Here is a 23,772-nt window from a genome sequence, read left to right on the forward strand (position 1 = left end):
TCAGGTTTCCCTAAATTCGGTCCGCGCCAGGCCGTTATCGAGATTGATCGTGGTGCGCAGGCGCATGCGTTCCGGTGTCGGCGTCATGATCAGCACAGCGTCTATCTCGATCTTCAGGCCCACGCTTTTATCGCCGAGGGTCACTGTGACCTTTGTTGCGCTTTCCTTGAGACGTGGCTCGAACGTGGCAAGCACCGAGCGGATCTCGCGTGCAAGGGCCTCGCGATCAAAGTCACGGGACGAACGGCCGGAAAAGGAAGGCACGCCGTAGTTGACGACACTTCGGCGCACCTGCGGAAAATCGGCGAGCGATGGCGGGTTGTCCGCCATCTGTTCGTTTTCGAAATCGGCAAGCAGCGGGACGGCCTCGAAGCGCTCGGTGTTGAACAAAGCCTCGATGTCGCGGCGCACGGCCTCCCTGAGCACGCGCGCCGACACCACAATGCCGCGACTTTCGATCTCAGCGCGGTGCTGGGTCTGGAACGTCAGACGATGCAGCCGCCGCTTCTGATCGGATGTCAGCTCGGCGTCGGCGTCGATGAGCCGCGCGCTGCTCGCAACGAGTGCGTCCAGCCGGTCCGCGCCAAGCTCGTCCCGCAAGACCTGGCGCAGCCCGTCTATCTCGGATGTCAGGCCCGGCAGGTCGTTCACGAGGCGGTCCCAAAGAGAGGGCTGGACCGCTTCGCGTTTCGCTCGCGAACTGCCGGCAACCTGTAGCTTGTCCGCGCCGGGCCGCCGAGCCTCACTTGCCGACATAGACGTCCATTTCAATTTCGTCGTTGCCGTCATAGACGAATTTGATTTTCTTGTAGGCGAAGCTGACCTCTTCCTCGATCAGGTCCGCCTCATCGTCGGCCTGCTGCATGTCGTATTCCATGATCGAGGCGTCAGTCAGGGTGACGACCAGGTAGTCGCTGGTCTCTCCGTCTATGGTCCGGCGCGCCGAGAACACCACTTCGTCCAGGGCCTTGTTGTCGAACAGCGCCTTTTTCAGGTAGGGCGAGGACTTGTCATAGTGCTTGGTGAACTTGATCATGCCCAAGGACACACGACCGCGGCGCGACAGCGAGTTCGGATCGTATGGCGCGATTATCTTGTAATCGACCCCGTGGACTTCGATTTCATCCTCGTGGCCGTCTCTGACGCTTGGACCTTTGATATCCGGAACTTTTAGAAAGCCATCGATCTTCATTGTTGTGGGCATTGTCTTTCTCCACCGCGTTCAAAACAAAACAAGACGTTATTGCTGCAAATCAAGCCTTCACGGACGGCAGTTCCGACACCAGCCGGAGCGAGGCGTTGATGCCTTCCAGCTGGTAGTGCGGGCGTAGATAGAAGCGGGCATTGTAGTAGCCCGGCCGTCCCTCCACGCTGTCCACCTGGACCTCGGCGGCGGCGAGCGGACGCTTGGCGCGCGCCTTGTCGTCGGCAAAGGCCGGGTTGGCCAGCACGTACCGGTTGATCCACTCGGTCAACCAGATCTGCATGTCGGAGCGTTCCTTGAACGAGCCTATCTTGTCGCGGGCAATCGCCTTGAGGTAATGGGCAAAGCGCGAGACCGGGAAAAGATAGGGCAGGTTGGCGCTCAGCCGTTCATTTGACTGTGCATCGGGATCGACCAGCCGCCCGGCGCGCGTCTCGTCGTCCTGCAACGAATGCGCACCGATGAAAGCCGCAAGGTCGGTGTTCTTCCGATGCAGGATGGGCATCAGCCCGAGCTTGGCCAGCTCGGCCTCGCGCCGATCGTCGATGGCGACTTCCGTCGGGCATTTCATCGCCACCGAGCCGTCGTCGGTGGGGAAGCTGTGCACCGGCAGGTTGATGACCGTGCCGCCGTTCTCGACGCCGCGGATCTGCGTGCCCCAGCCATAGAGCTTGTGACTGCGGTTTATGTTCACGCCCATCGGGAAGGCGGCATTCATCCAGACATATTTGTTGTGGTCGCCCTGCACCTCTTCCTCGAAGGTGAAGCCCTTCACCGGAACGGTGTCCGTGCCATACGGCAATCGCGCCAGGACGCGCGGCATGGTCAGGCCGATGTAGCGCGCGTCCTCGCTCTCGCGCAGCGACTGCCACGAGGCATAGGCCGGGTTGGAGACGATCTGCTGCAGGTCCTGCGGGTTCGGCAGTTCCTGCCAGCTGTCCATGCGGAACAGGCGCGGCGAGGCGGCCGCGATGAACGGCGTATGCGCGGAGGCGCAGACGCCCGACATGTTGCGCAACAGGCCGACATCGCGTGGGTGGTTCGAGAACTCGTAGGCGCCGATCAGGCAGCCGATCGGCTCGCCGCCAAGCATCGAATACTCGTCCGTATAGACTTTCTTGAAGATCGGGCTTTGATCCCACATCTGGCCTTCATAGTCTTCAAGCGTGTCGGCGAGTTGCTCCTTGGAAATGTTCATCACCCGGATCTTCAGCTTCTGATCCGTCTCGGTGTTGTTGACCAGATACCAGAGGCCGCGCCACGTGCCTTCCATTTCGCGCACTTCAGGCGCGTGCAGGATTTCGTTGACCTGCTCGGACAGCATCTTGTCGATACCTGATATCAGCGACTTGATCGACTTGATCGCGTTGGACGAGATGGTCGTGGTATCGGAGCGGGACTGCGCCGCAAGCGCCAGATTGCGGACGAGTTGCTGCAGTTTCTCGCTGTCGTCCTTCTTGACCTTGAAATCCTTCTCGAGGAGCCCGCTGAATTCTCCGAGGTCGATCGCTTCCGCTTCGGCGGCGACGGTTGCGGTCTTTTGCTGTTCGGCCATGATCTATTCCTCAACCTTGTCGCCGTCGGACATTGCCTGGCTGGCGATCTTGCTAAGAAGCGGCTCGTTGTTCAGAAGCTGGGCAATGCGCTTTTCGGCATCGACGCGGCCATCCATGAAGCCGAGCAGTTCCTCGAGCTGGCGCCGCATCTTGAGGATCTCGGCCAATTGCGGGACCTGCTCGGCGATCCTGTCCGGTGCGAAATCCCCCATCTTGGAGAAGGTGAGATCAAGCGCCAGTTCCTCGTCCCGTTCGGCGCCTTCAGCCTGAGGTAGTGTGTTCTTCACCCGCGCCTTCACGCGCGGTCCAAGTGCCTCCATGAAACGCGGGAAGCGGTTCGCGTCGGTTTCGACAAAGGAGCGGTCCAGCACCGACTTCGCCGCTTCCTTGGTTTGTGAAGCGCCGGAAAGGTCGGCCATGACGGCCATGACAAACGGCAGCTCGATGGTCGTCGGGCTGCCATAGGTCTCCACGTCGTAGGCGATCTGCACGCGCGGCGCGCGATTTCGTTCGATGACCTTTGCTTTGCTTTCGGCTGCCATGGCTTGCTACCTTTCATCCTTCTGGGCCGTCTTCTTGGCATCGGGAACGCCGGCAAGAAGCCGGAATTCCTTCAGCCCCGACGGGGCGAGATCTTCCATCAGTTCAACAAAGTCCATGTGCACCATCCGGCGCACGCGGCGGGCGAGATGCGGGATCGGGCTTGACGGTTCGGTGCGGTCGTAGAAGGCGACGACGAGGTCGAGGCATTTCACGACGTCGTCGCGGGAGGAAATCCGGTCTGGGAGACCCGTGCTCGATTCCGCGTGGCTTGCCATACTTGCCATTGCATCGGCTCCGTTTCGAGCGGGCGTCGGATCTGCAGGCGTGGGAGCTGGCTTTGCCGCGCCATTCGCCATGGCGCCAGCTGCCGAATTGCGTTCGAGGGTCGTCAGCAAACGCTGCAGAAACCGCTTTAATTCCGGAACGGCGGCGCCGCTGCCTTCCAGACGAACGTTGAGGGTTGTTTCGACCGCGTTGAGGGCCGCTAGCGCGGCGCGGGCATCGGCGATGAGCGACGTCATCTCAGCGCTGGCTTGATCTGTCTGCGCCGCGCATCCACTGCGCACCCGGTTCAAAAGCTGCCCGTGCGCACTGACCAGCGTTGCCTTTTCGGCCGCATTCAATCCTGAAGCCGCTTCCTGAAGCATGACGCGGTCGTCGATCGCGCCTTGTTCCAGGTCGCGTCCACTGATCGGGCCGATTGCGCGCGGTGCGAGGAACGTCATCTGCCGCAGGTCCGTCAGCAACCCGTCCTGACCATTCTGCAGGTCAAGCAGGGCGTTGATCCGGCGCAAGGCGGCGTCGCGTGGCGAAGCGTTGGGCCGCAGTGCGGGATGCATGGTCTCCCAATGTGCATCGAATGTTTGCGCAATAAGGGTCAGACCATGTGCGAGCCCGGCGAGCCCCTCTTCATTGGCCAGCGCGCGGGTGACAATGACAAGCAGGCGCAGATCCCGGCCATGTGCGCGCAATTCCTCCGCCTTGCCGAGGACGGCAAGCCAGTCGACCGGAATGGTCGTTTGCGACGAGGGCTTGTTGTTCCCGTCGTGGTCGACCTTGACCTGAGGCTCGGTGAGACGCTGCAGGTCATGAAAGGCTGGATCGTTGCGCAAATCTTCACCTGACGGATTTTCACCGTCCAGTGGATCCAGCCAGAGTGCGAGATCAATCACACAACCCCCCAGCGACCAGCCTTGCGGCCGCGCGTGCCCGACTTTTATCACGCAGATTCAACTTATCACAATTCAGCTGCCGCTCACAATTAATGAAACGTGTGCAGGCGGCCCTGCTCATCGGCGAAATTCGTGGCGTGATAGTCGGACCCTGTATGTGAAATGCGTCGCATAGAAGCGCGCAATTCCGTGGTTCTTTCTAGCCAGCGGTGCTGGATGTGCCATGCAGCGGAAGAAAATCGACTGTATCGGGCCCTGTGGGCGCCCTATTAATCGAGCTCTTTGTCAAGTGGCTGCTTATGTGGCAGGTTGGTAACTGGCAGCCCTGATTACAGGAGCAAGTTCGATGGAGCAGCGCCGGTCATCACAGAGCTTTAAACGCAAGGAACTGGTCGCCAAGCTCAATCCTGTCTGTTTGCGCGCCTTCAAGGCTGCGGCCGACGCCGCCAAATTGCGCGGCAATCCGTACGTTGAGCTCGTCCACTTTATCGAACAGTTAGTGCTTTCGGACCGCTCGGATGTGCAACTGATACTTGCCGGCGCGGGGGTGGACGCCGGCCGGCTTACGGCCGACATGACCCGCGCCGTCGACAAGCTGCCTTACGGCGCCACCTCGATCGAGGAATTTTCCGACCACATCTTTCATGCCATCCAGGAAGCCTGGAGCCTGGCGGCGCTGGAGTTCGGCGTGGAGGAGGTCCGCAGCGCGCATATTGTCCTTGCCTGCCTGAAGACGCCGGTGCTGGAAGGCCTGCTGTCGAAGATCAGCGGTGAGTTCGACAAGATCGATGCCGACGCGGTTATCGCGCGCTTCGCCGATGTCGTGGAAGGTTCACTTGAGGCTGGCGCCTCCACGACAGCTGCCGCCGCCGAAACGCCGCGACGATCGCCGGCAGGGGATTCGGCGCTGGCGAAATACGCGACCGACCTGACCCAGCGCGCCCGCGACGGCAAGATCGATCCCGTCGTCGGCCGCGACCCGGAGATCAGGCAGATCGTCGATATCCTGATGCGACGCCGGCAAAACAACCCGATCCTGACCGGCGAGGCCGGGGTCGGCAAAACGGCGGTCGTCGAGGGCTTTGCCTTGCGCATCGCGCAGGGCGACGTGCCGCCCACGCTGCAGGGCGTCAGCGTGCGGATGCTCGACGTCGGATTGATGCAGGCGGGCGCCAGTGTGAAGGGCGAGTTCGAAAAGCGCCTGAAGGCGGTCATCGATGAGGTTCAATCCTCCGAAACGCCGGTCATCCTGTTCATCGACGAGGCCCATACCTTGATCGGCGCCGGCGGCGCGGCTGGAACCGGCGACGCGGCCAATCTGCTGAAGCCGGCGCTGGCGCGCGGTGAGCTTCGCACGATCGCGGCAACGACCTGGGCTGAATACAAGCAGCATATCGAGAAGGACCCGGCGCTTACGCGCCGCTTTCAGGTGGTGAAGATCGACGAGCCGTCGGAGGCGGTCGCGGTTCTCATGCTGCGCGGTGTCGCCGGCGTCCTGGAGCAGCACCACAAGGTGCAGATACTGGATGAGGCAATCGAGGCGGCGGTCAGCCTGTCGCATCGCTACATCCCGGCCAGGCAACTGCCGGACAAGGCGGTGAGCCTTCTCGATACCGCCTGCGCCCGTGTCGCGATATCGCAGCACGCCACGCCGGCCGAGGTCGAGGATATTATGCGTCGCCGCCAGGCGCTCGAGGTCGAGCGCGGCATCATCGGCCGCGAGGCTGCGATCGGTATCGAGGTCGCCGACCGGCAGGCTCGGATCGAGACAGGGCTTGCCGAAACCGAACTCACGCTTGCCGCCGCGCAGGAACGCTGGGATCGGGAAAAAGCGCTGGTTGCCGAGATACTCGAATTGCGCGCCAGGCTACGTGGCGAGGGCGTGCCGCTCGATGCGGTGGAGACGCAGGAGGCGGCCACCGGGACAGCCGAGACCGAAACGCCCGAGACCGAAGCGAAGGCAACGGCGATTGCCGATCCTCCTCCATCCGATCCGGCCGCCGATCTCGCGCGGCTGCGGCAATTAATGGCCGAACTTGCCGAGGCGCAAGGCGAGACGCCGCTGATCCTGCCGTCGGTCGACCGCAACGCCGTGGCTGCGGTGGTCCAGGACTGGACCGGCATCCCGACGGGACGGATGCTGTCGAGTCAGACTGAAAAGGCGCTGCGGCTCGCCGCCACTCTTTCCGAACGCGTGGTCGGCCAGGATCATGCCATGGAGATGATCGCCAGGCGCGTGCAGACCAGCCGCGCCGGGCTCGGTGCGCCGGAAAAGCCGGTAGGCGTATTCCTGCTCTGCGGCCCATCCGGCGTCGGCAAGACCGAAACCGCATTGGCCCTGGCCGAGACACTCTACGGTGGCGAGCAGAACCTCATCTCGATCAACATGTCCGAGTTCCAGGAAGCCCACACCGTGTCCACGCTGAAGGGAGCGCCGCCCGGATATGTCGGCTACGGCAAGGGCGGCATCCTGACCGAAGCGGTGCGGCGCAAGCCCTATTCCGTGATCCTGCTCGACGAAGTCGAGAAGGCCCATCCCGACGTGCACGAAATCTTCTTCCAGGTTTTCGACAAGGGGATGATGGACGACAGCGAGGGCCGGCGGATCGATTTCAAGAACACGCTGATCCTGCTTACCTCGAATGTCGGCTCCGAAGTCATCATGGAGCGGACCAGGAACGGCACGGTTCGGGCCGGGCTCGACGATCTGGACACCGCCTTGCGCGGCCCGCTGCTGAAGGTCTTCCCGGCGGCTTTCCTCGGCCGGGTGGTGACCATTGCCTACTATCCGCTCTCGGATTCAATGATCGAAGCCATCACCCGGCATCAGTTCGCCAAGATCGCTCGCCGGCTGCGGGCAAGCAACGATGCCGAGCTGGTGATCGGCGATGGTGTGATGGATCTCGTCAAGGCCCGCTGCACTGAGATCGAATCCGGCGGGCGGATGATCGATGCCATCCTGACCAACACGCTTCTGCCGGAATTGAGCCGCGGCGTGCTGAACCGGTCGCTCGAGGGCGAGAAGATGACGAAGGTGACCGTCGGCGCCTCCGAAGCAGGTTTCACCTATACTTTCGAATAGCTGCAGCCCGTTCGACGAGGCACCGGCTCAGTTGCGTTTCGGCTTGTCGCGGCGCTCGACGATGTAGATGTGGTCGGCCGCCAGAACCACGTCGCCATGTTGGTTGATCACCTCGCAGCGCTCGATGACGCGGCCCGCATCCGGTCGCTTGGGGTCGTCTTCCTTGGCCGCAATGGTCGTGCGGGTCTTGATCGTGTCGCCGATAAAGACCGGCTTGATGAAGCGCAGCCGGTCGTAGCCATAGGAAAAGGCGACCGGGTTGACGACGCTTGCCGTCAGCCCGACGCCGACCGAGAACACCAGCGTGCCATGGGCGATCCGCTGGCCGAAAGGCGTTGTCTTCATGAACTCGGCGTCCATGTGATGGGGAAAGAAATCGCCGGTATGACCGGCATGGACGACGAAGTCTGTCTCGGTGATGGTGCGTCCGCTGGTTATCCGCGACGAGCCGATCTGGTAGTCCTCGAAGTAGGTCGTCTGCTCCATGTCAGGGTCTCGCCGCGATCGGTGTTGCCGGCGCCGCGCTCGATTGGTAGGCGGCCTCGACCAGCGCCATCGTGTTCCAGCCGTCCTCGACGGAACTGACAAGCTCGGTGTCCTCGCCTGACGCATAGCGCTGGACATTGGCCATGCGGCCGACGAAGGCGTCCGGAAACCATTCGCCGGTGAGCGGCACCGCAACCCAGTCGGAGCCGCCCTTCGGATGGATCTCAAGAATATCCGGCTCGCCGCGCGGATAGTCGAGGTTCAGCCCCAGCTTGAGGTAGGCGGCTCCCTCGGTGCCGCAGATGCGGAACTCGCAGGCCTGGTGCCTGCGGCCGAATTTGTGGTCGTGGTTGATCGACAGCGCACAGCGCACGGTCTCGCCATAGTCGAGGATCGCGCTGGTGCGCGTCTGTGCAACCTTGTGGCCGGGATGACCGAGGGTCTTGGCGTGGATGCCTCTGGGATCGCCGAGCAATTGCCGGACCAGGTCGAGATAATGGATCGAATGCATGGCGATCTCGACGCGCGGCGCCTTCAGCAGAAACTCCCAGAGTTGCCAAGGTGTGGCAAGCGCCAGCCAGGCGTCGAAGTCGACCACGTCGCCTAGCCAGCCCTTGGCGATCGCATCCTTCAGCGCCAGCATCATCGGCGCGAAGCGGAGCTGGAAATTCACTGCGGCCTTCAGGTTTTTCGAACGGCAGATTTCGAGGATTTCGGTCGCCTCGCCAAGGTCGCTGCCCATCGGCTTCTGGATCAGTGCCACGGCGCCGTTGGGCAGTACCTTGAGCACGGCGGCATGACGAGCGGGTGGCGTCGCCAGATCGAACACGACGTCCTTGATTGCCGCAGCTTCCTCGGCCGAGCGATAGGCGGTGACGCCCCACTTCTTCGCCAGCTTTTCTGCCTTGGCCTGGTCCGGATCGAAAAGCCCGGCGACCGGAAAGCCAGCCTTCGTGTAAGCCGGGAAATGCGCATCGCCAACGATCGACCCGGCGCCGAAAATGACGATCGGTCTGGGCTTTGACGGTTGCGCCCAAGCCTGGGAAAGCGAGGCAGGATCGAAAACGCCTTCAGTCATGATGGAAGACTTCATCCATCGCCGCCCACCACTCGCCCTCCTTGCGGGTCGGCAACGGCTCCTGGCAAGGCATGCACAGCGCCCACCATTCCTGAGTCTTCGGATCGGCGGCCATCTTCGCCATGTCGGCGGCATAGTCGGTGCCGTGATATTCGAAATAGCTGAACAGCAAGTGCTCCGGCTCCTTGAGGCAGATCGAATAATTCCTGATGTTGCAGGCGGAAATCATGGCCAGCACATCGGGCCAGACGGCAGCGTGAAGCCGCACATATTCAGTGACCTTTTCCGGCTTGAGGCCAAGCACCATTCCGATCCGCTGCATGTCCGCCTCCCTATTTCGTTATCGCCGTGGTGAATTCCGCAATGCTCTTCGCCTTGACGGCATCCCAATCCCAGTCGATGCCGATGCCGGGCTCGTCCGGCGCCAGCGCGTGGCCGTCCTCGATGCGCATCTTGTTGCCGGTCAGGTCGTCGAGCTGGGGAATATACTCGACATATCTGCCGTTCTGAACGGCGCAGGTCAGGCTGACATGCAGTTCCATAAGGAAATGCGGGCACACCGGGATGTCGAACGCCTCGGCCGCATGCGCGACCTTCAGCCAGGGCGTGATGCCGCCGATGCGGCCGACATCGACCTGAATGATCGAGCAGCCGCCTTTTTGCATATATTCGCGGAAATGCCGGATCGAGTAGAGCGACTCGCCGACGGCGACCGGCGTCGAAGTCGCATTCGACAGGCGTACGTGGCCGTCGATATCGTCGGCCGGCAGCGGCTCCTCGATCCAGGCGAGATCAAGATCGCTGAGCCGCTCCGCCCGCCGGATCGCCTCGTCGACCAAAAAGCCCTGGTTGCAATCGGTCATGATCTCGTAGGAGTCGCCGACTGCCTTGCGCACCGCCGTGAGGCGGGCGAGATCCTCGGAGCCGTGCGGTTTGCCGATCTTGACCTTCGAGCCGCGAAAGCCCTTGGCTTTGGCGGCCAGCGCGTCCTCGACCAGTGCCTCGGTCTCGATATGCAGCCAGCCGCCCTCGGTCGTGTAGAGCGGGCAGCGGTCCTTGGCGCCGCCGGCCAGTTTCCACAGCGGCAGGCCCTGCTTCTTCGCCCGCAAATCCCAAAGCGCTGTATCGATAGCCGCGAGCGCAATGGCCGTGATCGCGCCGATCGTCGTGGCGTGGGTGGCAAATTCAAGTTCGTGCCAGATCGCCTCGATCATTTCGGCATCGCGGCCGATCAGCCGCGGCGCGAGGTGATCGGCCAGCAGCCGCATCACCGACGAGCCGCCGGTGCCGATCGTGTAGCTGTAGCCGGTGCCGACCACACCGTCGGCGTCGGTGATGGTGACGATCGGCGTTTCTTGGCTGACAAAACTCTGGATCGCATCAGTGCGCTTGACCTTCGGCACCAGGTCGACCATGCGCAGTTCGACTTTCTCAATCTTTGCCATGACGCTAACCTCGCAATGTCTTGCCCGTTTCAGCAGAAAACAGATGGGCCTGCGACAGGTCCAAACTCATCTTAACCCGGTCGCCTGCCTTCAGCGGCTTTGGATTGAGCATACGGGATACCCAGTCGGCGCCGTTGAATTCGGCGAACACCAGCGTCTCGTTGCCGAGCGGTTCGGTGACAGTCACCGGCAACTCCAGCTGGTGGACATCGGTGTCTTCGCCGGAGCTGATGCCGTGCCCTGTTGGATAGATATCGTCGGGCCTCAAGCCGAACACCACCTTGTCGCTGGTTTTGACATTGGCCTTGAACTGGCTGGGCAAGGGCAATCTCTCGCCACTGGCGAACAGCAGTTGTCCGTCATCGACGGTTGCCTCGTGCAAATTCATCGGCGGCGAGCCGATGAAGCCGGCAACGAAGCGCGTCTGCGGCCGGCGGAAGACCTCGTCGGGGGTGCCGACCTGCTCGATGAAACCGTCGCGCATGATCACGATGCGGTCGGCGAGCGTCATCGCCTCGACCTGGTCGTGGGTGACGTAGATCACGGTCGATTTGACCTTGGCATGCAGCTTCTTGATCTCGGTGCGCATCTGCGTTCTCAGCTTGGCATCGAGATTGGACAGCGGCTCGTCGAACAGGAAGACATCGGGATCGCGGACGATGGCGCGGCCCATGGCGACGCGCTGGCGCTGTCCGCCCGACAGCTGCGACGGCCGCCGGTCAAGCAACTGGTCGAGGCCGAGGATGCCGGACGCCTCGGCGACGCGGCGATCCATCTCGTCTTTCGCCGCACCTGCGATCTTGAGCGAGAAGCCGAGGTTTTCGCGCACGCTCATGTGCGGATAGAGTGCATAGGACTGGAACACCATCGAGATGTTGCGCGAGCGCGGCGGCAGGTCGTTGACCATGCGGCCGCCGATTTCGATGACGCCGTCGCTGATCGCCTCGAGGCCGGCGATCATGCGCAAGGTCGTCGACTTGCCGCAGCCGGATGGTCCGACCAGCGCGATGAACTCGCGGTCGGCGATCTCGAGGTCGATGCCATGCACGACCGCCACGGGGCCATAGCTTTTGGTGAGTTTCTTGAGCGATACGGTTGCCATGTCAGCCTTTCACCGCGCCGGAGGTGAGGCCGCCGACGAGGTGTTTCTGGACGATGAAGGTGAGTGTGAGCGCCGGTATGATCATGACCACGGCGAGCGCGCACATGCCGCGCCAGTCGATGGTGAACTCGGCCGTATAGTCGAGCAGGCCGACCGGCAGCGTCTTGGAGTTGATCGAGCGCGTCAGCTGCGAAGCCAGCGCAAATTCGTTCCAGGAGGTGAGGAAGGCAAAGATGCCGGCCGAAGCTATGCCCGGTCCGGCAAGCGGAAACTCGACCTGCCAGAAAGCCTGCCAACGCGTGCAGCCGTCGATCTGCGCGGCTTCAGCGAGGTCTTTCGGAACCTGCCGGAAGAAGCCGTCGATCAGCCAGATGGTAAACGGCACGTTGAGCGCGACATAGGCCAGGATCAGACCGAAATGCGTGTCGATGATGCCGAGCCGCGCGTAGACGAAGAACAGCGGCAGCGACAGCGCAATGCCCGGCACCGTGCGCGTCAGCATCAGGCCGAGGAACATCGCCGACTTGGCGCGGAAGCGGTAGCGGGCAAAGGCATAGCCGCTGGCCATGCCGATGGCTATGGCGATCAGCGTCGAGGTCACCGAGATGATCAGCGAATTGCGGAAATAATCGAGCACCGGGATGCCGCCCTTGCCGACGCCGCTGAACATGGCGATGTAGGCATCGGGCGAGAGCCGCTGCGGGATCCACACCGGCGGCTTGGCCATGATCTCGACCGTTGGCCGCAGCGACGACAGCACGATCCAGATGCCGGGCAGGCAGATGACCAGCATGGCCAGGAACAGCCCGACGCCATGAGCGATGCCGAGCGCCTCGCGGCGGATGCGATGCAGTCTGTTCTGGTCCATCCTCACCACTCCGCTGCGATCTGCGTCCGCGCCGCGGCGAGCTTGCGATAGAAATAGACGGTGAACAGGATCGACAGCAGGATCGAGAAATAGGCCATGGCATTGGCCAGGCCCATCCTGGCGTCGCTGTAGCCGGTGCGGGCAACGAGCGTCCAGACGAGTTCGGTGCGACCGGCAGGCCCGCCATCGGTCATGATCTTGACGATGTCATAGGCGCGCGCCACGTCGAGCGAGCGGATGGTCATGGCGATGAAGGCAAACGGCATGATGAATGGCCATGTGACATAACGGAATGTCTGCCACGGCGTGCAGCCGTCGACGCGGGCCGCCTCGATCGGCTCGCGCGGCATGGCAAGCAGACCGGCAAGGATCAGGATCGCGAACACCGAGGTTGATGACCAGATCTCGGCGATCAGGATGGCGATGAAGGCAAGATCGCCGTCGATCAGCCACGGGATCGCGCGGCCGGTCAGCCCAAGCGCCTGCAGGGCATTGTTCACCAGGCCGATATTGTCGTTGAACATGAATTTGAACTGGAAGCCGACCAGGATCGGCGAAAACATCATCGGGAACATCATGATGGTGCGCAGGATACGCTGTCCGCGTGATGCCTTCTCCACCAGCAGCGCCAGCCCGAGCCCGATCAACATTTCCAGGTTGAGCGCCACCGTCAGCAGCACCACGGTACGGGCGAAGGCGATCCAAAAATCCCTGTTGGTCAAGATGTTGACGTAGTTGCGCGCGCCGATGAAGACCCAGAACGTCTCCGGCCTGGTCAGCCGGAACGGCGTGAAGCTGGAATAGAGCGAAAGCAGCAACGGCACGACCACCACAGCCGCCAGCACCATGACCGCAGGAAGCAGGAGCAGGAACGGCGCCGAGGGTCTCCAGCCTTTCATGTCGATCCGGTTCTGGTTGGTGCCCGGACGCCGAAGGCCGTTATCGGCGAACGGGAATCGAGACAGAGCGTGTTGTTACGCATGGTTCAAAAAGTTGGGGCGCCACTCTTTCACAAAGTGCGGCGCCCAGTGGAGGATATCAAAGCTTGCCGGCGTCCTCGAGGATCTGGGTGGCCTTGGCGGCAGCGTCGTCCAATGCCTGCTTGGAGGTCTTGTCGCCGAGGATGGCCGCCTGCAGCTCGGGATAGACGGCGTTGGAGATTTCGATCCATTCCGGCGTCTGCGGCACGGCGAAAGCGTGCTTTGCCTCTTCCTGGAACGCCTCGAGAACCTCCTTCTTGTAAGGATCTCCGGCAGCTTGCTGAAGATCCCAGTCCCAGACGGCCGTGCGGGTCGGCAAGGGCCCGCTCGCCGCCTCGAGCTTCTGGCTGTCCTCGTTGGTCAGAAACCAGATCAGGGACGCAGCAGCTTCCTTGTTGGCGCAGTTTTCGGTGACCGAAAATCCGTGATGCCCCGACCAGCCGGTGCGAATGCCGGCCGAGCCCTTCGGCGCCACCTTCACGCCGACATTGCCGGCAACCTTCGACGACTTCGGATCGTTGAAGAACCCTGCCCAGCCCGGCCAGTCGAGGTTGATGGCGACGGTGCCCGAGGCAAAGCCCTGGCCGAGATCGTCCCAGAGATAGTTGGTGGTTCCTGCCGGTACGGCCTTGGCCTTGTAGAGATTGACGAACCAGTCGAGCGCGTGCACGCCGGCCTCGGAGTTGAAGGCTGGCTTGCCGTCCTTGTCGAGATATTCGCCGCCGTCGGCGATGACCATCTCGTAGAAGCGTCCATTGATCGCCTCTTCCTTGCCGGCGAACTGGGTGCCGTAGAAGTCCGGCGGGCTGGCGAAGAATTCGGCCTGCTGCGCGACCTCGTCCCAAGTGTCGGGCGGCGCCAGATCCTTGCCGTACTTGGCCTTGTAGGCGGCCTTCTTGGCTTCGTCCTGGTAGAGGCTCTTCTGGTAGTAAAGTGCCGACACGTCGAACTGCGCGCGCGGCAGCATCACAAGCTTTCCGTCGAGCGTCGAGGCCTTGATCGTCGACGGCACGAAGGCGTCGATCTCCTCTTTCGGCAGCAGCTTGTTGAGGTCGGTGTAGATATCAGGATATTGCGGCGCGAAGGACGAATGGTTCGAGCCGACGCACCAGTTGATGCTGCCGGACGCGATGTCCGACTTGATTTCCTTGTCGAGCTCGAAATGGTTCTTCTTCGAGATCACGTTGACTTTGGCGCCGGTCAGTTTTTCCCATTCGCCGATGCGCGCGTAGAGCGCCTCGTATTGCTGGCCGCCGATCAGCTTGGCGTCGATGGTGACGCCGTCGAACTTGCCGGGCAGGTCGCCGGCAAAGGCAGCGCCAGCAGACAGAGCAAGCAGCGTTACGCCGGCCGACAGGCCGGAAAGCAGTCTGTTCATTGGTTCCTCCCAAAGAGCCTGCGTCGATGACTCATACCGAGACCCGATTAGCAGCTTCATTCATATACAAACAAAACATTTACACAGCCGTCAAGCCAAAACTTCTTTCCGGATGCCGACCATTGTGCGTATATGAAGGCCGAAATTCACTGGGGAGTAACTATGGTCGAGGACGAGGAAGATGAGCGTTACCGCGCCCCGGCGTTGGACAAGGGGCTCGACATCCTCGAGCTTCTGGCCGGCGTCGATGGCGGCCTGACGCAGGCGGAGATTGCCAAGAAGCTCGACCGCAGCCCCAACGAATTCTACCGTATGCTGGACCGGCTGGTGCGGCGCGGCTATGTCACCCGGCCCGACGGCGACCGTTATTCGCTGACGCTCAAGCTGTTTGGCCTGGCGCAGCTGCACGCGCCGGTGCGGCGGCTGGTTTCCTATGCGACGCCGCTGATGCGCGAACTTGCCGAAACCTCGCAGCAGGCAAACCAGCTTGTCGTCTTCGACCGCGGTTCGGCGGTGGTGATCGCGCAGCAGGAGGCCCCCGATTACTGGGGCATCTCGATCCGCGTCGGCTCGCATATCAGCTTGTTCGACACCGGCTCCGGCCATGTGCTGCTGGCTTTCCGCTCGCCGGAAGAGCGGCAGATGATGATCGCCGAACATCTGCGCAGTACCGACAAGCCGCCTCAGTCGCCGGAGTTCTTTGCCCGCCTCGACCAGATTCGCGAACGCGGCTATGAGATGATGGCATCGATGCAGACGGCCGGCGTGTTCAACCTGTCGACACCTGTGCTGGGGTCGGACGGCAGGGCGATCGCCGCATTGTCGATCCCCTACATAACCCTGGTCAATGCTCCCAAGGCGCCCGATATCAACAAGACGATCGAACTGCTGCTGGCCGCAACCGAAAAGCTCTCGCACCTAGCGGGATCGGCCGTCAACTCGAAGTAAATTCTTATTTGAATGAATAATTTCTCCATGAGATGATCTAATCGGCAAGGAGGAAAGCGCCGCCATGATCTTCGACAGCCATCTGCACCTGATCGACCTTTCGGCGCTGCGCTATCCCTGGCTTTCCGGCGTGCCGGCGCTCAACCGCGACTTTTCCCACGACGAATATGCAACCCAGGCCCGGCGCGCAGGCATCGAGGCCGCACTGCACATGGAGGTCGATGTCGATCCGGCCGACATCGAGGCTGAAACCAGCCATGTGAAGGCGCAGTCAAAGCAGACGGGCAGCTTGCTGCGCGGCGCAATCGCCTCCTGTCGTCCGGAAGAAGCAGACTTTGCCGCCTATCTGGAGGCGCAGCGCGCCGATCCCTTCGTCAAAGGTTTTCGGCGCGTGCTCCACGTCATGCCGGACGAGCTTTCGGAAGGCGCGCTGTTTCGCGAAAACATCAAGCGGCTTGCCGGCACCGGGCTGACATTCGATCTCGTCGTCCTGCCGCATCAGATCCCCGAGGCGATCGCACTCGCCGATCTCGCGCCTGGCGTGCAGTTCGTGCTCGACCATTGCGGCGTGCCCGACATCAAGGGCAACAGTGAGCATCCATGGCGCGAGCATATGGCTGAGATCGCCAGGCGGCCGAATGTCGTCGGCAAGGTTTCCGGCGTGGTCGCTTATGCGGATCCCGGCTCCTGGACCGTCGATACCTTGCGCCCCTATGTCGAACACACCATTCAGTGCTTCGGCTGGGATCGCGTCGTGTGGGGCAGCGACTGGCCGGTCTGTACGCTGGGCGGCGGGCTTGCGACCTGGGTGGCGGCCACGCATGCGCTGCTTGAGGGCACAAGCCTGGATGAACGGACAAAGCTGCTGTCGGGCAACGCCAAGCGGCTATGGAATTTCTAACGCCGATCCATCCCGGGCAGCGCCGGGGCCGGGAAACTCTCCAGAAAAAGGCGATTGAGATCGGCAACGACGCGACCGGCATCATGCTTCTCGGTCAGGCCGAGATTGATGCGATCGGATGCTGCCTGCTGGAACGCCATGTAGCCATCGTGCCGCGGCCTGACCCAGGCGCCCTCGAGCGTGGCGCGGGTGTTCCTGTAAAAGTCCCCGGCGGCCGCATTGACGGCTGCATCGCCCCAGGCTGCGGCGTGGCCGGGCTGGCCGCCGGCCGAAGCATACGGGCCGCGCTGCACGTCGCCGCTGGCGATCCAGTAAGCGAAGTCGATGGCCGCCTGCTTGGCCTTCGAAAAGGCCGACACCGAGACGCCGGTTCCGCCGAGCGCCGAGCCCACGGGGCCGGCATTGCCGGCGGCCGGAATGTCGGCGAAGGCAAGGCGATTGGCCCGGGATCCGGCAATGGAGTAGGAAACGTAGCCATAGATCAGCGGCGCACAGGCGATCCTCGAACCGGGCTTGGCCATCTCCTCCAGAACCGCGATCGGGTCCATGCCAAGGCAGGCCGGGTCGACGAGCGCCGCGATCTCGCGCATCATCTCGAAAACCTGTTTGCCCGTTGCAGGATTGACGTGGTAGCCCGGCCCCTCGCTGGCAGGCCGCCCGAGATTGCCGGCAAGCGTGTAGAACGTCATCAGCGAATGCGGCGGCCTGAGCGGCAGCAACGCGCGGCCCTGCCGCGCCAGTTCGTGCATTTCGGCCCAACTCGTTGGCTGAGCGGCAAGCATGTCCGGCCGCCACGCCTGCACCTGGCTGGCCGCGTCGATCGGAAACGCCCACTGCCGGCCTTGCCATCGATAGCTTTGATAGGACTGGCCGACGCTGCCCGCCGCCAGCGCGGCACGTTCCGGTTCCCGCCCGGCGACATCGAGCGGCGCCAGGCAGTTCTCGGCGGTGATCTGGCCGACATGCGGATGATCGATGACGATCAGGTCGTAGGCACGGGCCAGTTCTTCGACCGGGAAGGATTCGAAATCCTGCAGCGAGCGCTTGTCCCATTCGATGGCAACGCCGGCACGTTCCTTCCACAGCGCCGAACAGGCGACCATCGGGTCGTAGCCGCGCGGATGGCTCCACGTCATGCCTTTGAGCGTCAAGCCGCTCACAGGCCGAACTCCTCGCGGATTTTCGCGCTGTGCTCGCCGATGCGCGGTGCGGCGCGCTCGACCTTCGTGCGGATACCGTCGATCTTGAGCGGCAAGCGCGTGGTGAGGATTGAGACGTCATCCTCACGCGTCACCGTCTGCAGCATATCGAGCACCTGAAAGCCCTCGCTGGCCATCATCTCCGGCCAGGTCAGCACCTTGGCGCACCAGATGTCGGCAGGTTCGAGGATGGCGAGCCATTCGTCGATCGTCTTGGTTACGATGCACTGGGCGATGATCGCCTTGATCTCGTCGCGGGCGGTGAACCATGTCGACGGCTGGTCGCGATAGGGCGCAAGGTCTTCGATCCCCAGCAGGTCGGCAAGTTTCGGGATCGGCGTCATGGCGATCGCCAGATAGCCGTCCTTGGCCGGATAGACGCCGTAGGGCGCCGACAGGTAGGCATGAGCACTGCGGAAGCTCGACCGCCGCGGCAGGCGGCGGCCGTCATTGAGATGCGTGGTCAGCACCTCGAACTGGAAGTCGACCAGCGCTTCGAGCAGGCTGGTCTCGATATGGCTGCCCTTGCCGGTCACGCCGCGCCGCACCAGTGCGGCAAGGATGCCTTGCGCGGCGGCCGAGCCCGCCAGCATGTCGGCTATCGCCAGGCCAAAGGGGACAGGCCCCTGGTCTTCGTCGCCGTTCAGCCACATGACGCCGGACCGGGCTTGCGCCAGCAGGTCCTGCCCCGGCCGCTTGACCCAAGGGCCTTCCTCGCCATAGCCGCTGATCGAGGCATAGACCAGGCGCGGATTGATCCTGTGAACCGCCTCGTAGTCGAAGCCCAGGCGCTCGATGACACCGGGCCGGAAATTCTGGATCAGCACGTCGGCCTTGGCCAGCAGGCCGCGGAGCGCGGCAAGGTCGGCCTCATCCTTGAGGTCGATGGCAAGACTTTCCTTGGCCCGGTTGATGGCGTGGAAGATGGTGGAGTCGCCGCCGATTTCGGTATCGCTGAGATAGAGCCGACGCGACAGGTCGCCGCCATCCGGCCGCTCGATCTTGATGACGCGGGCGCCAAGGTCGAGCAGTCTTAGCGAACAATAAGGTCCGGACAGAAACTGGCTCATGTCGACGACGACAAGCCCGTTCAGCGGCAACTCGGCAGTGGCGGCCATCGCCTATTTCTCCGTCTTGCCGGCGAAATCGGCCGGGTTGCGATACTTCACCGTCTGCAGGTGCTCGCAGTAAAGCACGAGCTCACCCTCACCCTTGAAGACTTCATAGCTGGCGCGGATCAGTCCCATCTCCTTGTAGCGGGGTTTCTTGTCGAGGTTGGAGCGGATCGAATAGATCGTGTCGCCGATGAAGACCGGCTTGATGAAGCGCAATTTGTCGTAGCCGTAGGAAAAGGCATTGATGCAGTTGGTGGCAACGAGGCCGAGCCCGGCTGAGAACACGAAGGCGCCGGCGACCAGGCGCTTGCCGAATATGCCTTCGGTTTCGGCAAACATCTGATCCTGCACGTAAGGATGGATATCGAGGACCAGCGCGTTGAAAAGATGGCTGTCGCCCTCGGCAATGGTCCGGCGCAGCGAGCGGATCTTCTGGCCGACCGGCCAGTCTTCGTAGAACCAGTTCTCCGCGTTCCACACGGGGAGGTCGGCGTGGTCTTTCGGCATGTTGGCGGGGTGCGTCGACGTCACGCCCACGGTTGGCGCGAAACCTGTCATGGCAGCACCCTTTGGCAGCGCGGATCATCCGTCGGGGCGTGCCGCGGAGCAGCGGAATACATGATCGATCCTCCCGTCAATCTTCTTTTGTAAATAGTATTTTCACATATGGGGTTATGTTGCAAGCGAGTCTCGGCGAAATTTTGCTCAGTTCGCAGCGAGCTCGGCCCGCGGAACAAGGGAGGATTTTGATGCAGAATGCCTGTGTGGTCTTCGTCGGCAGATCAACCGCGAGGCACCGTATTTTCAGGGCGCGCGCGGCGATAAGGAGACGCTGGAGACCAGGAAATTGGCCGAGACGGACGACGTCGATAATCCGACCTTCCTGTCGGTGACGCCGGACGGCTCCCTCGTCCATGCCAACTCCGAAGTGTTCGCTTGGCGCGAGGGGACAGTCTCGGCCTACCGTTTCGACAGGCAGACCGCCACGCTCTCCTACATCAACAAGCAGCCGGCCCTCGGCGGCATCACCGCGCACAATACGATCACGCGCGACGGAGCAAAGCTCCTGTTGGCCAATTACGGCTTCCTGCTGATCGACACCGGGCGGTCCATCGAAGTCGGTACTCCGATGTGCGTGAAGATCGTGCCCTGACCGCCTGCCTGGCGTGCTAGGCGCGGACGACCCGCTCGGGCTAGTACAGTGGCTTGGCCATGTGCCGGGGCGTCGGCCATTCGGTTGTGATCCCGGGCTGCACCGGCCGCTCGAGGTAAGTCGACAGCACCACATAGCTTCGCGTCGACGTGACGCCAGGCGTTTCGTAAAGCCGCGACAACAGGCCTTCGAGCGCCCTGGTGTCCTCGGTGCGGACCTTGATCAGCATGCACGTGTCGCCGGCCACCGAATGGATCTCCTCGACTTCCGGGTGCTCGGAGATCGCCATCAGTTCCGGGGTCTTTCCCCAGCCCTTGGTATCGATGTGCACGAAGGCAAGCAGCGGCTTGCACACCGCCTTGGGATCGATGATTGCCGAGGTGCTGCGGATGGCGCCGCTGCGCCGAAGGCGCTTCACCCGTTCATGGGCCGCCGGTGGTGAAAGGCCGACGCGATCGCCGAGCTCGGCATAGCTGATGGTCGCGTCGTCGACCAGGGCGCCTAATATCTTTCGGTCGATTGCGTCGACGTCACGGGTGACAGGCCTATTCTGCAGAATACCATCTGTTTCTCCATCCATATTGAATTTCCTTGTTGAAGCGGAATTTAATACGGTCATTATGATCGTATGTCGAACAGTGATCAAGTCGCAACATTGGTAGCAACGCCTAGGCCGCCCATCCCGGCGCTCGCCTATCTCCTGACCGGCTGCATCGCCGTGATCGGTTCGAACTCGCTGGTCCTCGGTCCGATAGCACCGGCCGTGGCCTCCTCGTTCGCGACAAGCGTGCCGGCTGTCATGATCGCATCGGCCGCGTTCGGCCTCGGCACGTCGGCGAGCGCCTTGTTCCTGGCGCGCTATATCGACAGGGTCGGCGCCCGCCGCATGCTGCAAGGGGCATTGGCGCTGCTGGCGATCGCGCTTGTCGCCAGCGCCGCCGCGCCGACGGTAGTGGCGTTGGTTGCGGCGCAGCTTCTTGCCGGTATCGCCGCCGGGGTCGCCATGCCGGCCATCTACGCCAGCTCGGCCGCGATCGCGCCGCCCGGCCGCGAAAGCGGCACCATCGGCGTCGTGCTGACCGGCTGGACGTTGAGCATGGTGGCCGGCGTCTCGCTGTCGGCCGTGCTTGCCGACCTGGTGCATTGGCGCGCCGTTTTCGCAGCGGTCGCGGTCCTTGCGGCGCTTGCACTGGCCGGCCTAACAATGACGTCACTGGGCGATATCAGGAAAAGCGGCCCGGCGCCGACGCCGCTGGGCGCTTTGAGCGTTCCCGGCATAGTGCCGCTTCTGGTCGCTTGTGCCGCCTTCATGACCGCGTTCTACGGCGTTTACGGCTATCTCGGCGATCACCTTCACAACGGCTTGGGACGGCCAGTCAGCGCCAACGGCCTGGCGGCGCTCGCCTATGGCGCCGGGTTTGGCATGGCGGCACTTCTTGACGGTGTGATTGATCGCCTGGGAGCGCGGCGCATCATGCCGTTCGCCTATCTCCTCGTCGCCATCGTCTATGTTGCGCTTGCCGCGGCAAGCGCCAGCTTCGCTCTGACCATTGCGATGGTGGCCGCCTGGGGCCTTGCCAATCATTTCGGGCTGAATGTGCTCGTGATGCGCCTGTCGGCGCTCGATCCTTCGCGCCGCGGCACCATCATGGGTTTGAACAGTGCGGTGACCTATCTCGCGGTGTTTGTCGGCACCACAGCCTTCGGGCCGCTTTATACCGGGTTGGGTTTTGCGGCATCCGCGATCGTGGCAGCGTTGCTCATGCTGGTTGCTGTCACGGCGGCGACGTGGCGTTCGCCGCGCGCGACAGTGGTTCGGCAAGGCGCCAACTGAAGGTTGGCTCGGCTGGCCCGACGCAGGCTCGAACCGGCGTGCGCCAACCTCAAGTCGGGTTGGCAACGACCTTGCCGGCGGCCGGCATCATCCAAGGGCAAGCATAATAGTCGGTGATGCGACTTATGATCCCGTCGACGGCTTTGATCCGAACCGCATGCGCTGGTTTCCAGCCGTCGTCGCTCGGATGCAGCACCAGCAGCACCGCCTCGCCGTCGATCTCGCCCGTCACCATCTTCCAGGTCATTTGCGCCTTTTCATATTCGACAAAGTAAGGCGATTCCGACAGCCGGCCCCTGAAGCAATCCGCGACCCGCAACTGGGCATCGGCGCTGGTCAACGCCCGTACGCCGTCCCAGTCACGACGGTTGAAGAGTTCGACATAGCGACTGAGCAATCGCGAAAGTTCGGGATCACGCTCGGGCTCCGAGCGGACGGTTGGCCCGCCTGGCAACGCAGCAAGCTTCGAGCGGCCACGGCTCAAAGCTGCCTTGACGCCGCCCACCGTCGAGCCGACAAGGTCGGCAATCTCTTCCAGCGAATAGTCGAAGACATCCTTGAGCAGGACGCAGGCGCGCTCCTTGGGCGGCAGGTTGATTACCAGCCGTTCGATCGCCCGATCCGCACCGTGGCCTGCCGGCTCGACGGGCAGGATGATCTCATCTTCGACGAAGCCTGCTTCTGCCCGCTCGCGCACCTGCCGGTTGCGCAGGAAATCGATGCAGCGGTTGTGTGCGATACGAAACAGCCAAGGACGAAGGGCGCTTGTCTCATCAAGCTTCTCGATCTTCCGATAGGCCTCGAACAGCGCTTCCTGCATGACATCCTCGGCGTCGAGCGTCGAACCTGTCATGCGGGCGCAGTAGCGATGCAACCGTCCACGCAAATGCGCGACCGTTTCCAGGAACGCGGCATAGCGGACGTCAAAGAGCCCGGTGGGAGAGAGTCTTGGCTGCATCGTCATATCATCCGGAGCACGGTCAGGCACTTCTCGCAAGGGGAATGCTCGCCTGCCTGCCGGCAAGATCGCCGGCCAACATCCAAGACGTATGACGCCAGCGAAAGGATACGTGTGCTGCCTGACCGACTCCGCTGACGCCATCATCGCGGAACGTAGGTCAGCGTTATGACGCCGTTCCTGAACCGATGCGTATCGACAAGCTCCAGATTGACCAGCGACGGATCGACATCCTGGAAGGCGCGTTTGCCATGGCCCACGCGGGTTGGCACGATGGAGAGCTGGTACTCGTCGACAAGCTTGTTGGCGAGCAGCGTCTGGTCGAGATTGCTCACCCCATACTTCAGTATGTTGCCGCCGGGCTGTTGCTTGATCCTGGCGATTTCGGCGGCGACATCACCCTCGATCAGCGCAGAGTTCCAGCTCACATCCTTGAGGGTCCGGGACGCGACCAGTTTCTTCAGCCCGTTCATCCGGTCCATGTACTTGCTGCCCTTGACCTGCGGCCAGCGCGTCGAAAACATCTCATAAGTGACGCGACCGAGCAGGAAGAAATCCGCCTCGCCGGCCTTTTCGTAGGAATGCTCCCTGGCTTCGTCGTCGAAGAAGGGGGAAGCCCAGTCCATTGGTGCTTCGATGACGCCGTCCAGCGAAACGAAGCTGCCCACGATCAATTTTCTCATTCGTGTCTCCTGATGCACAGATTCCATGATTGAGACGTTCCTGGTTCGGTTTTGGATACGGGGCTCGCACTGCTTGTGCGTTTGCCG

At 62.5% G+C, this 23,772-nt stretch carries 24 protein-coding genes; 5 read left to right on the forward strand and 19 right to left on the reverse strand.

The genetic code is table 11. From position 1 onward, the window contains the following. Genes tssE through tssA form a run of 5 tightly spaced genes read right to left on the reverse strand, consistent with a single transcriptional unit; the run spans position 1 to position 4,475 of the window. Positions 1–756, reverse strand: a complete 756-nt coding sequence (gene tssE / locus EN859_RS18310; protein ID WP_127854256.1) for a type VI secretion system baseplate subunit TssE — start codon at positions 754–756, stop codon at positions 1–3. After that, entirely contained in the window at positions 743–1,204 is a 462-nt protein-coding gene (locus EN859_RS18315; RefSeq protein WP_127854255.1) for an Hcp family type VI secretion system effector, read from the reverse strand. Before EN859_RS18315 ends, tssE begins: the two co-directional genes overlap by 14 nt. A 49-nt stretch (positions 1,205–1,253) precedes the next feature. Next, entirely contained in the window at positions 1,254–2,759 is a 1,506-nt protein-coding gene (gene tssC, locus EN859_RS18320) for a type VI secretion system contractile sheath large subunit (RefSeq protein ID WP_127854254.1), read from the reverse strand. Positions 2,760–2,762: 3 nt separating this feature from the next. Further along, positions 2,763–3,302 (reverse strand): type VI secretion system contractile sheath small subunit, encoded by a 540-nt coding sequence (gene tssB, locus EN859_RS18325; protein ID WP_127854253.1) that lies wholly within the window; start codon positions 3,300–3,302, stop codon positions 2,763–2,765. A gap of 6 nt (positions 3,303–3,308) precedes the next feature. Continuing rightward, on the reverse strand, positions 3,309–4,475 hold the full coding sequence (tssA, locus tag EN859_RS18330; protein ID WP_127854252.1) for a type VI secretion system protein TssA: 1,167 nt from the start codon (positions 4,473–4,475) through the stop codon (positions 3,309–3,311). A 346-nt stretch (positions 4,476–4,821) separates the two neighbouring features. On the opposite strand from tssA, the gene tssH reads away from it, so the two are divergent. Continuing rightward, positions 4,822–7,557 (forward strand): type VI secretion system ATPase TssH, encoded by a 2,736-nt coding sequence (gene tssH / locus EN859_RS18335; protein ID WP_127854251.1) that lies wholly within the window; start codon positions 4,822–4,824, stop codon positions 7,555–7,557. Positions 7,558–7,584: 27 nt separating this feature from the next. Here tssH and EN859_RS18340 read toward each other — a convergent pair whose 3' ends face one another. The 8 genes from EN859_RS18340 to EN859_RS18375 all read right to left on the reverse strand — a co-directional run bounded on the left by EN859_RS18340 (position 7,585) and on the right by EN859_RS18375 (position 14,894). Further along, positions 7,585–8,043: a MaoC/PaaZ C-terminal domain-containing protein gene (locus tag EN859_RS18340; protein WP_127854250.1), complete on the reverse strand. Its 459-nt coding sequence runs from the start codon at positions 8,041–8,043 to the stop codon at positions 7,585–7,587. 1 nt (position 8,044) lies between these two features. After that, the gene (locus EN859_RS18345) at positions 8,045–9,121 is read right to left on the reverse strand and encodes a Gfo/Idh/MocA family oxidoreductase (RefSeq protein ID WP_127854249.1); all 1,077 of its coding nucleotides are present in this window, start codon (positions 9,119–9,121) and stop codon (positions 8,045–8,047) included. Next, positions 9,114–9,443, reverse strand: coding sequence for an L-rhamnose mutarotase (locus EN859_RS18350; RefSeq protein ID WP_127854248.1), 330 nt, complete (start codon positions 9,441–9,443; stop codon positions 9,114–9,116). Before EN859_RS18350 ends, EN859_RS18345 begins: the two co-directional genes overlap by 8 nt. 10 nt (positions 9,444–9,453) lie before the next feature. Continuing rightward, positions 9,454–10,566 (reverse strand): mandelate racemase/muconate lactonizing enzyme family protein, encoded by a 1,113-nt coding sequence (locus tag EN859_RS18355; protein ID WP_127854247.1) that lies wholly within the window; start codon positions 10,564–10,566, stop codon positions 9,454–9,456. Between the two features lie 4 nt (positions 10,567–10,570). Then, entirely contained in the window at positions 10,571–11,668 is a 1,098-nt protein-coding gene (gene ugpC / locus EN859_RS18360) for a sn-glycerol-3-phosphate ABC transporter ATP-binding protein UgpC (protein ID WP_127854246.1), read from the reverse strand. A 1-nt stretch (position 11,669) separates the two neighbouring features. Further along, positions 11,670–12,536: a carbohydrate ABC transporter permease gene (locus EN859_RS18365; protein ID WP_127854245.1), complete on the reverse strand. Its 867-nt coding sequence runs from the start codon at positions 12,534–12,536 to the stop codon at positions 11,670–11,672. 2 nt (positions 12,537–12,538) lie between these two features. Continuing rightward, positions 12,539–13,435 carry a sugar ABC transporter permease gene (locus EN859_RS18370; protein ID WP_127854244.1) on the reverse strand — a complete coding sequence of 299 codons (897 nt, stop codon included), beginning with the start codon at positions 13,433–13,435 and terminating at the stop codon, positions 12,539–12,541. A 139-nt stretch (positions 13,436–13,574) separates the two neighbouring features. Next, on the reverse strand, positions 13,575–14,894 hold the full coding sequence (locus EN859_RS18375; protein WP_127854243.1) for a sugar ABC transporter substrate-binding protein: 1,320 nt from the start codon (positions 14,892–14,894) through the stop codon (positions 13,575–13,577). A 162-nt stretch (positions 14,895–15,056) separates the two neighbouring features. On the opposite strand from EN859_RS18375, the gene EN859_RS18380 reads away from it, so the two are divergent. Both EN859_RS18380 and EN859_RS18385 read left to right on the forward strand, forming a co-directional pair. Further along, positions 15,057–15,842, forward strand: coding sequence for an IclR family transcriptional regulator (locus EN859_RS18380; protein WP_127854242.1), 786 nt, complete (start codon positions 15,057–15,059; stop codon positions 15,840–15,842). Positions 15,843–15,906: 64 nt separating this feature from the next. Continuing rightward, entirely contained in the window at positions 15,907–16,743 is an 837-nt protein-coding gene (locus EN859_RS18385; RefSeq protein WP_127854241.1) for an amidohydrolase, read from the forward strand. Here the strand turns inward: EN859_RS18385 and EN859_RS18390 are convergent. From EN859_RS18390 to EN859_RS18400, 3 genes are read right to left on the reverse strand one after another with little or no spacing between them, the layout of a single operon-like run. Further along, a complete protein-coding gene (locus EN859_RS18390; protein ID WP_189502084.1) occupies positions 16,740–17,879 on the reverse strand; it encodes an ABC transporter substrate-binding protein in 1,140 nt (379 codons plus the stop codon). The genes EN859_RS18385 and EN859_RS18390 overlap by 4 nt on opposite strands. 20 nt (positions 17,880–17,899) lie before the next feature. Then, positions 17,900–19,060 (reverse strand): CaiB/BaiF CoA-transferase family protein, encoded by a 1,161-nt coding sequence (locus EN859_RS18395; RefSeq protein ID WP_127854239.1) that lies wholly within the window; start codon positions 19,058–19,060, stop codon positions 17,900–17,902. Between the two features lie 3 nt (positions 19,061–19,063). Continuing rightward, positions 19,064–19,615 (reverse strand): MaoC family dehydratase, encoded by a 552-nt coding sequence (locus tag EN859_RS18400; protein WP_127854238.1) that lies wholly within the window; start codon positions 19,613–19,615, stop codon positions 19,064–19,066. A 289-nt stretch (positions 19,616–19,904) separates the two neighbouring features. Between EN859_RS18400 and EN859_RS18405 the strand changes: the two genes are divergently transcribed. After that, positions 19,905–20,210 (forward strand): beta-propeller fold lactonase family protein, encoded by a 306-nt coding sequence (locus EN859_RS18405; protein WP_245525612.1) that lies wholly within the window; start codon positions 19,905–19,907, stop codon positions 20,208–20,210. Positions 20,211–20,250: 40 nt separating this feature from the next. Here EN859_RS18405 and EN859_RS18410 read toward each other — a convergent pair whose 3' ends face one another. Next, positions 20,251–20,790 (reverse strand): Lrp/AsnC family transcriptional regulator, encoded by a 540-nt coding sequence (locus tag EN859_RS18410; protein ID WP_127854237.1) that lies wholly within the window; start codon positions 20,788–20,790, stop codon positions 20,251–20,253. 48 nt (positions 20,791–20,838) lie between these two features. On the opposite strand from EN859_RS18410, the gene EN859_RS18415 reads away from it, so the two are divergent. Continuing rightward, positions 20,839–22,044, forward strand: a complete 1,206-nt coding sequence (locus tag EN859_RS18415) for an MFS transporter (protein ID WP_127854236.1) — start codon at positions 20,839–20,841, stop codon at positions 22,042–22,044. 49 nt (positions 22,045–22,093) lie between these two features. Here the strand turns inward: EN859_RS18415 and EN859_RS18420 are convergent, their stop codons facing one another. Beyond that, on the reverse strand, positions 22,094–23,002 hold the full coding sequence (locus EN859_RS18420; RefSeq protein ID WP_245525613.1) for a sigma-70 family RNA polymerase sigma factor: 909 nt from the start codon (positions 23,000–23,002) through the stop codon (positions 22,094–22,096). Between the two features lie 143 nt (positions 23,003–23,145). Next, positions 23,146–23,685 (reverse strand): dihydrofolate reductase family protein, encoded by a 540-nt coding sequence (locus tag EN859_RS18425; protein WP_127854234.1) that lies wholly within the window; start codon positions 23,683–23,685, stop codon positions 23,146–23,148. Positions 23,686–23,772 lie beyond the last annotated feature (87 nt).

Origin of the sequence: Mesorhizobium sp. M00.F.Ca.ET.216.01.1.1, assembly GCF_004010325.2 — a bacterium.
In the GTDB taxonomy this organism is placed as follows: Bacteria; Pseudomonadota; Alphaproteobacteria; order Rhizobiales; family Rhizobiaceae; genus Mesorhizobium.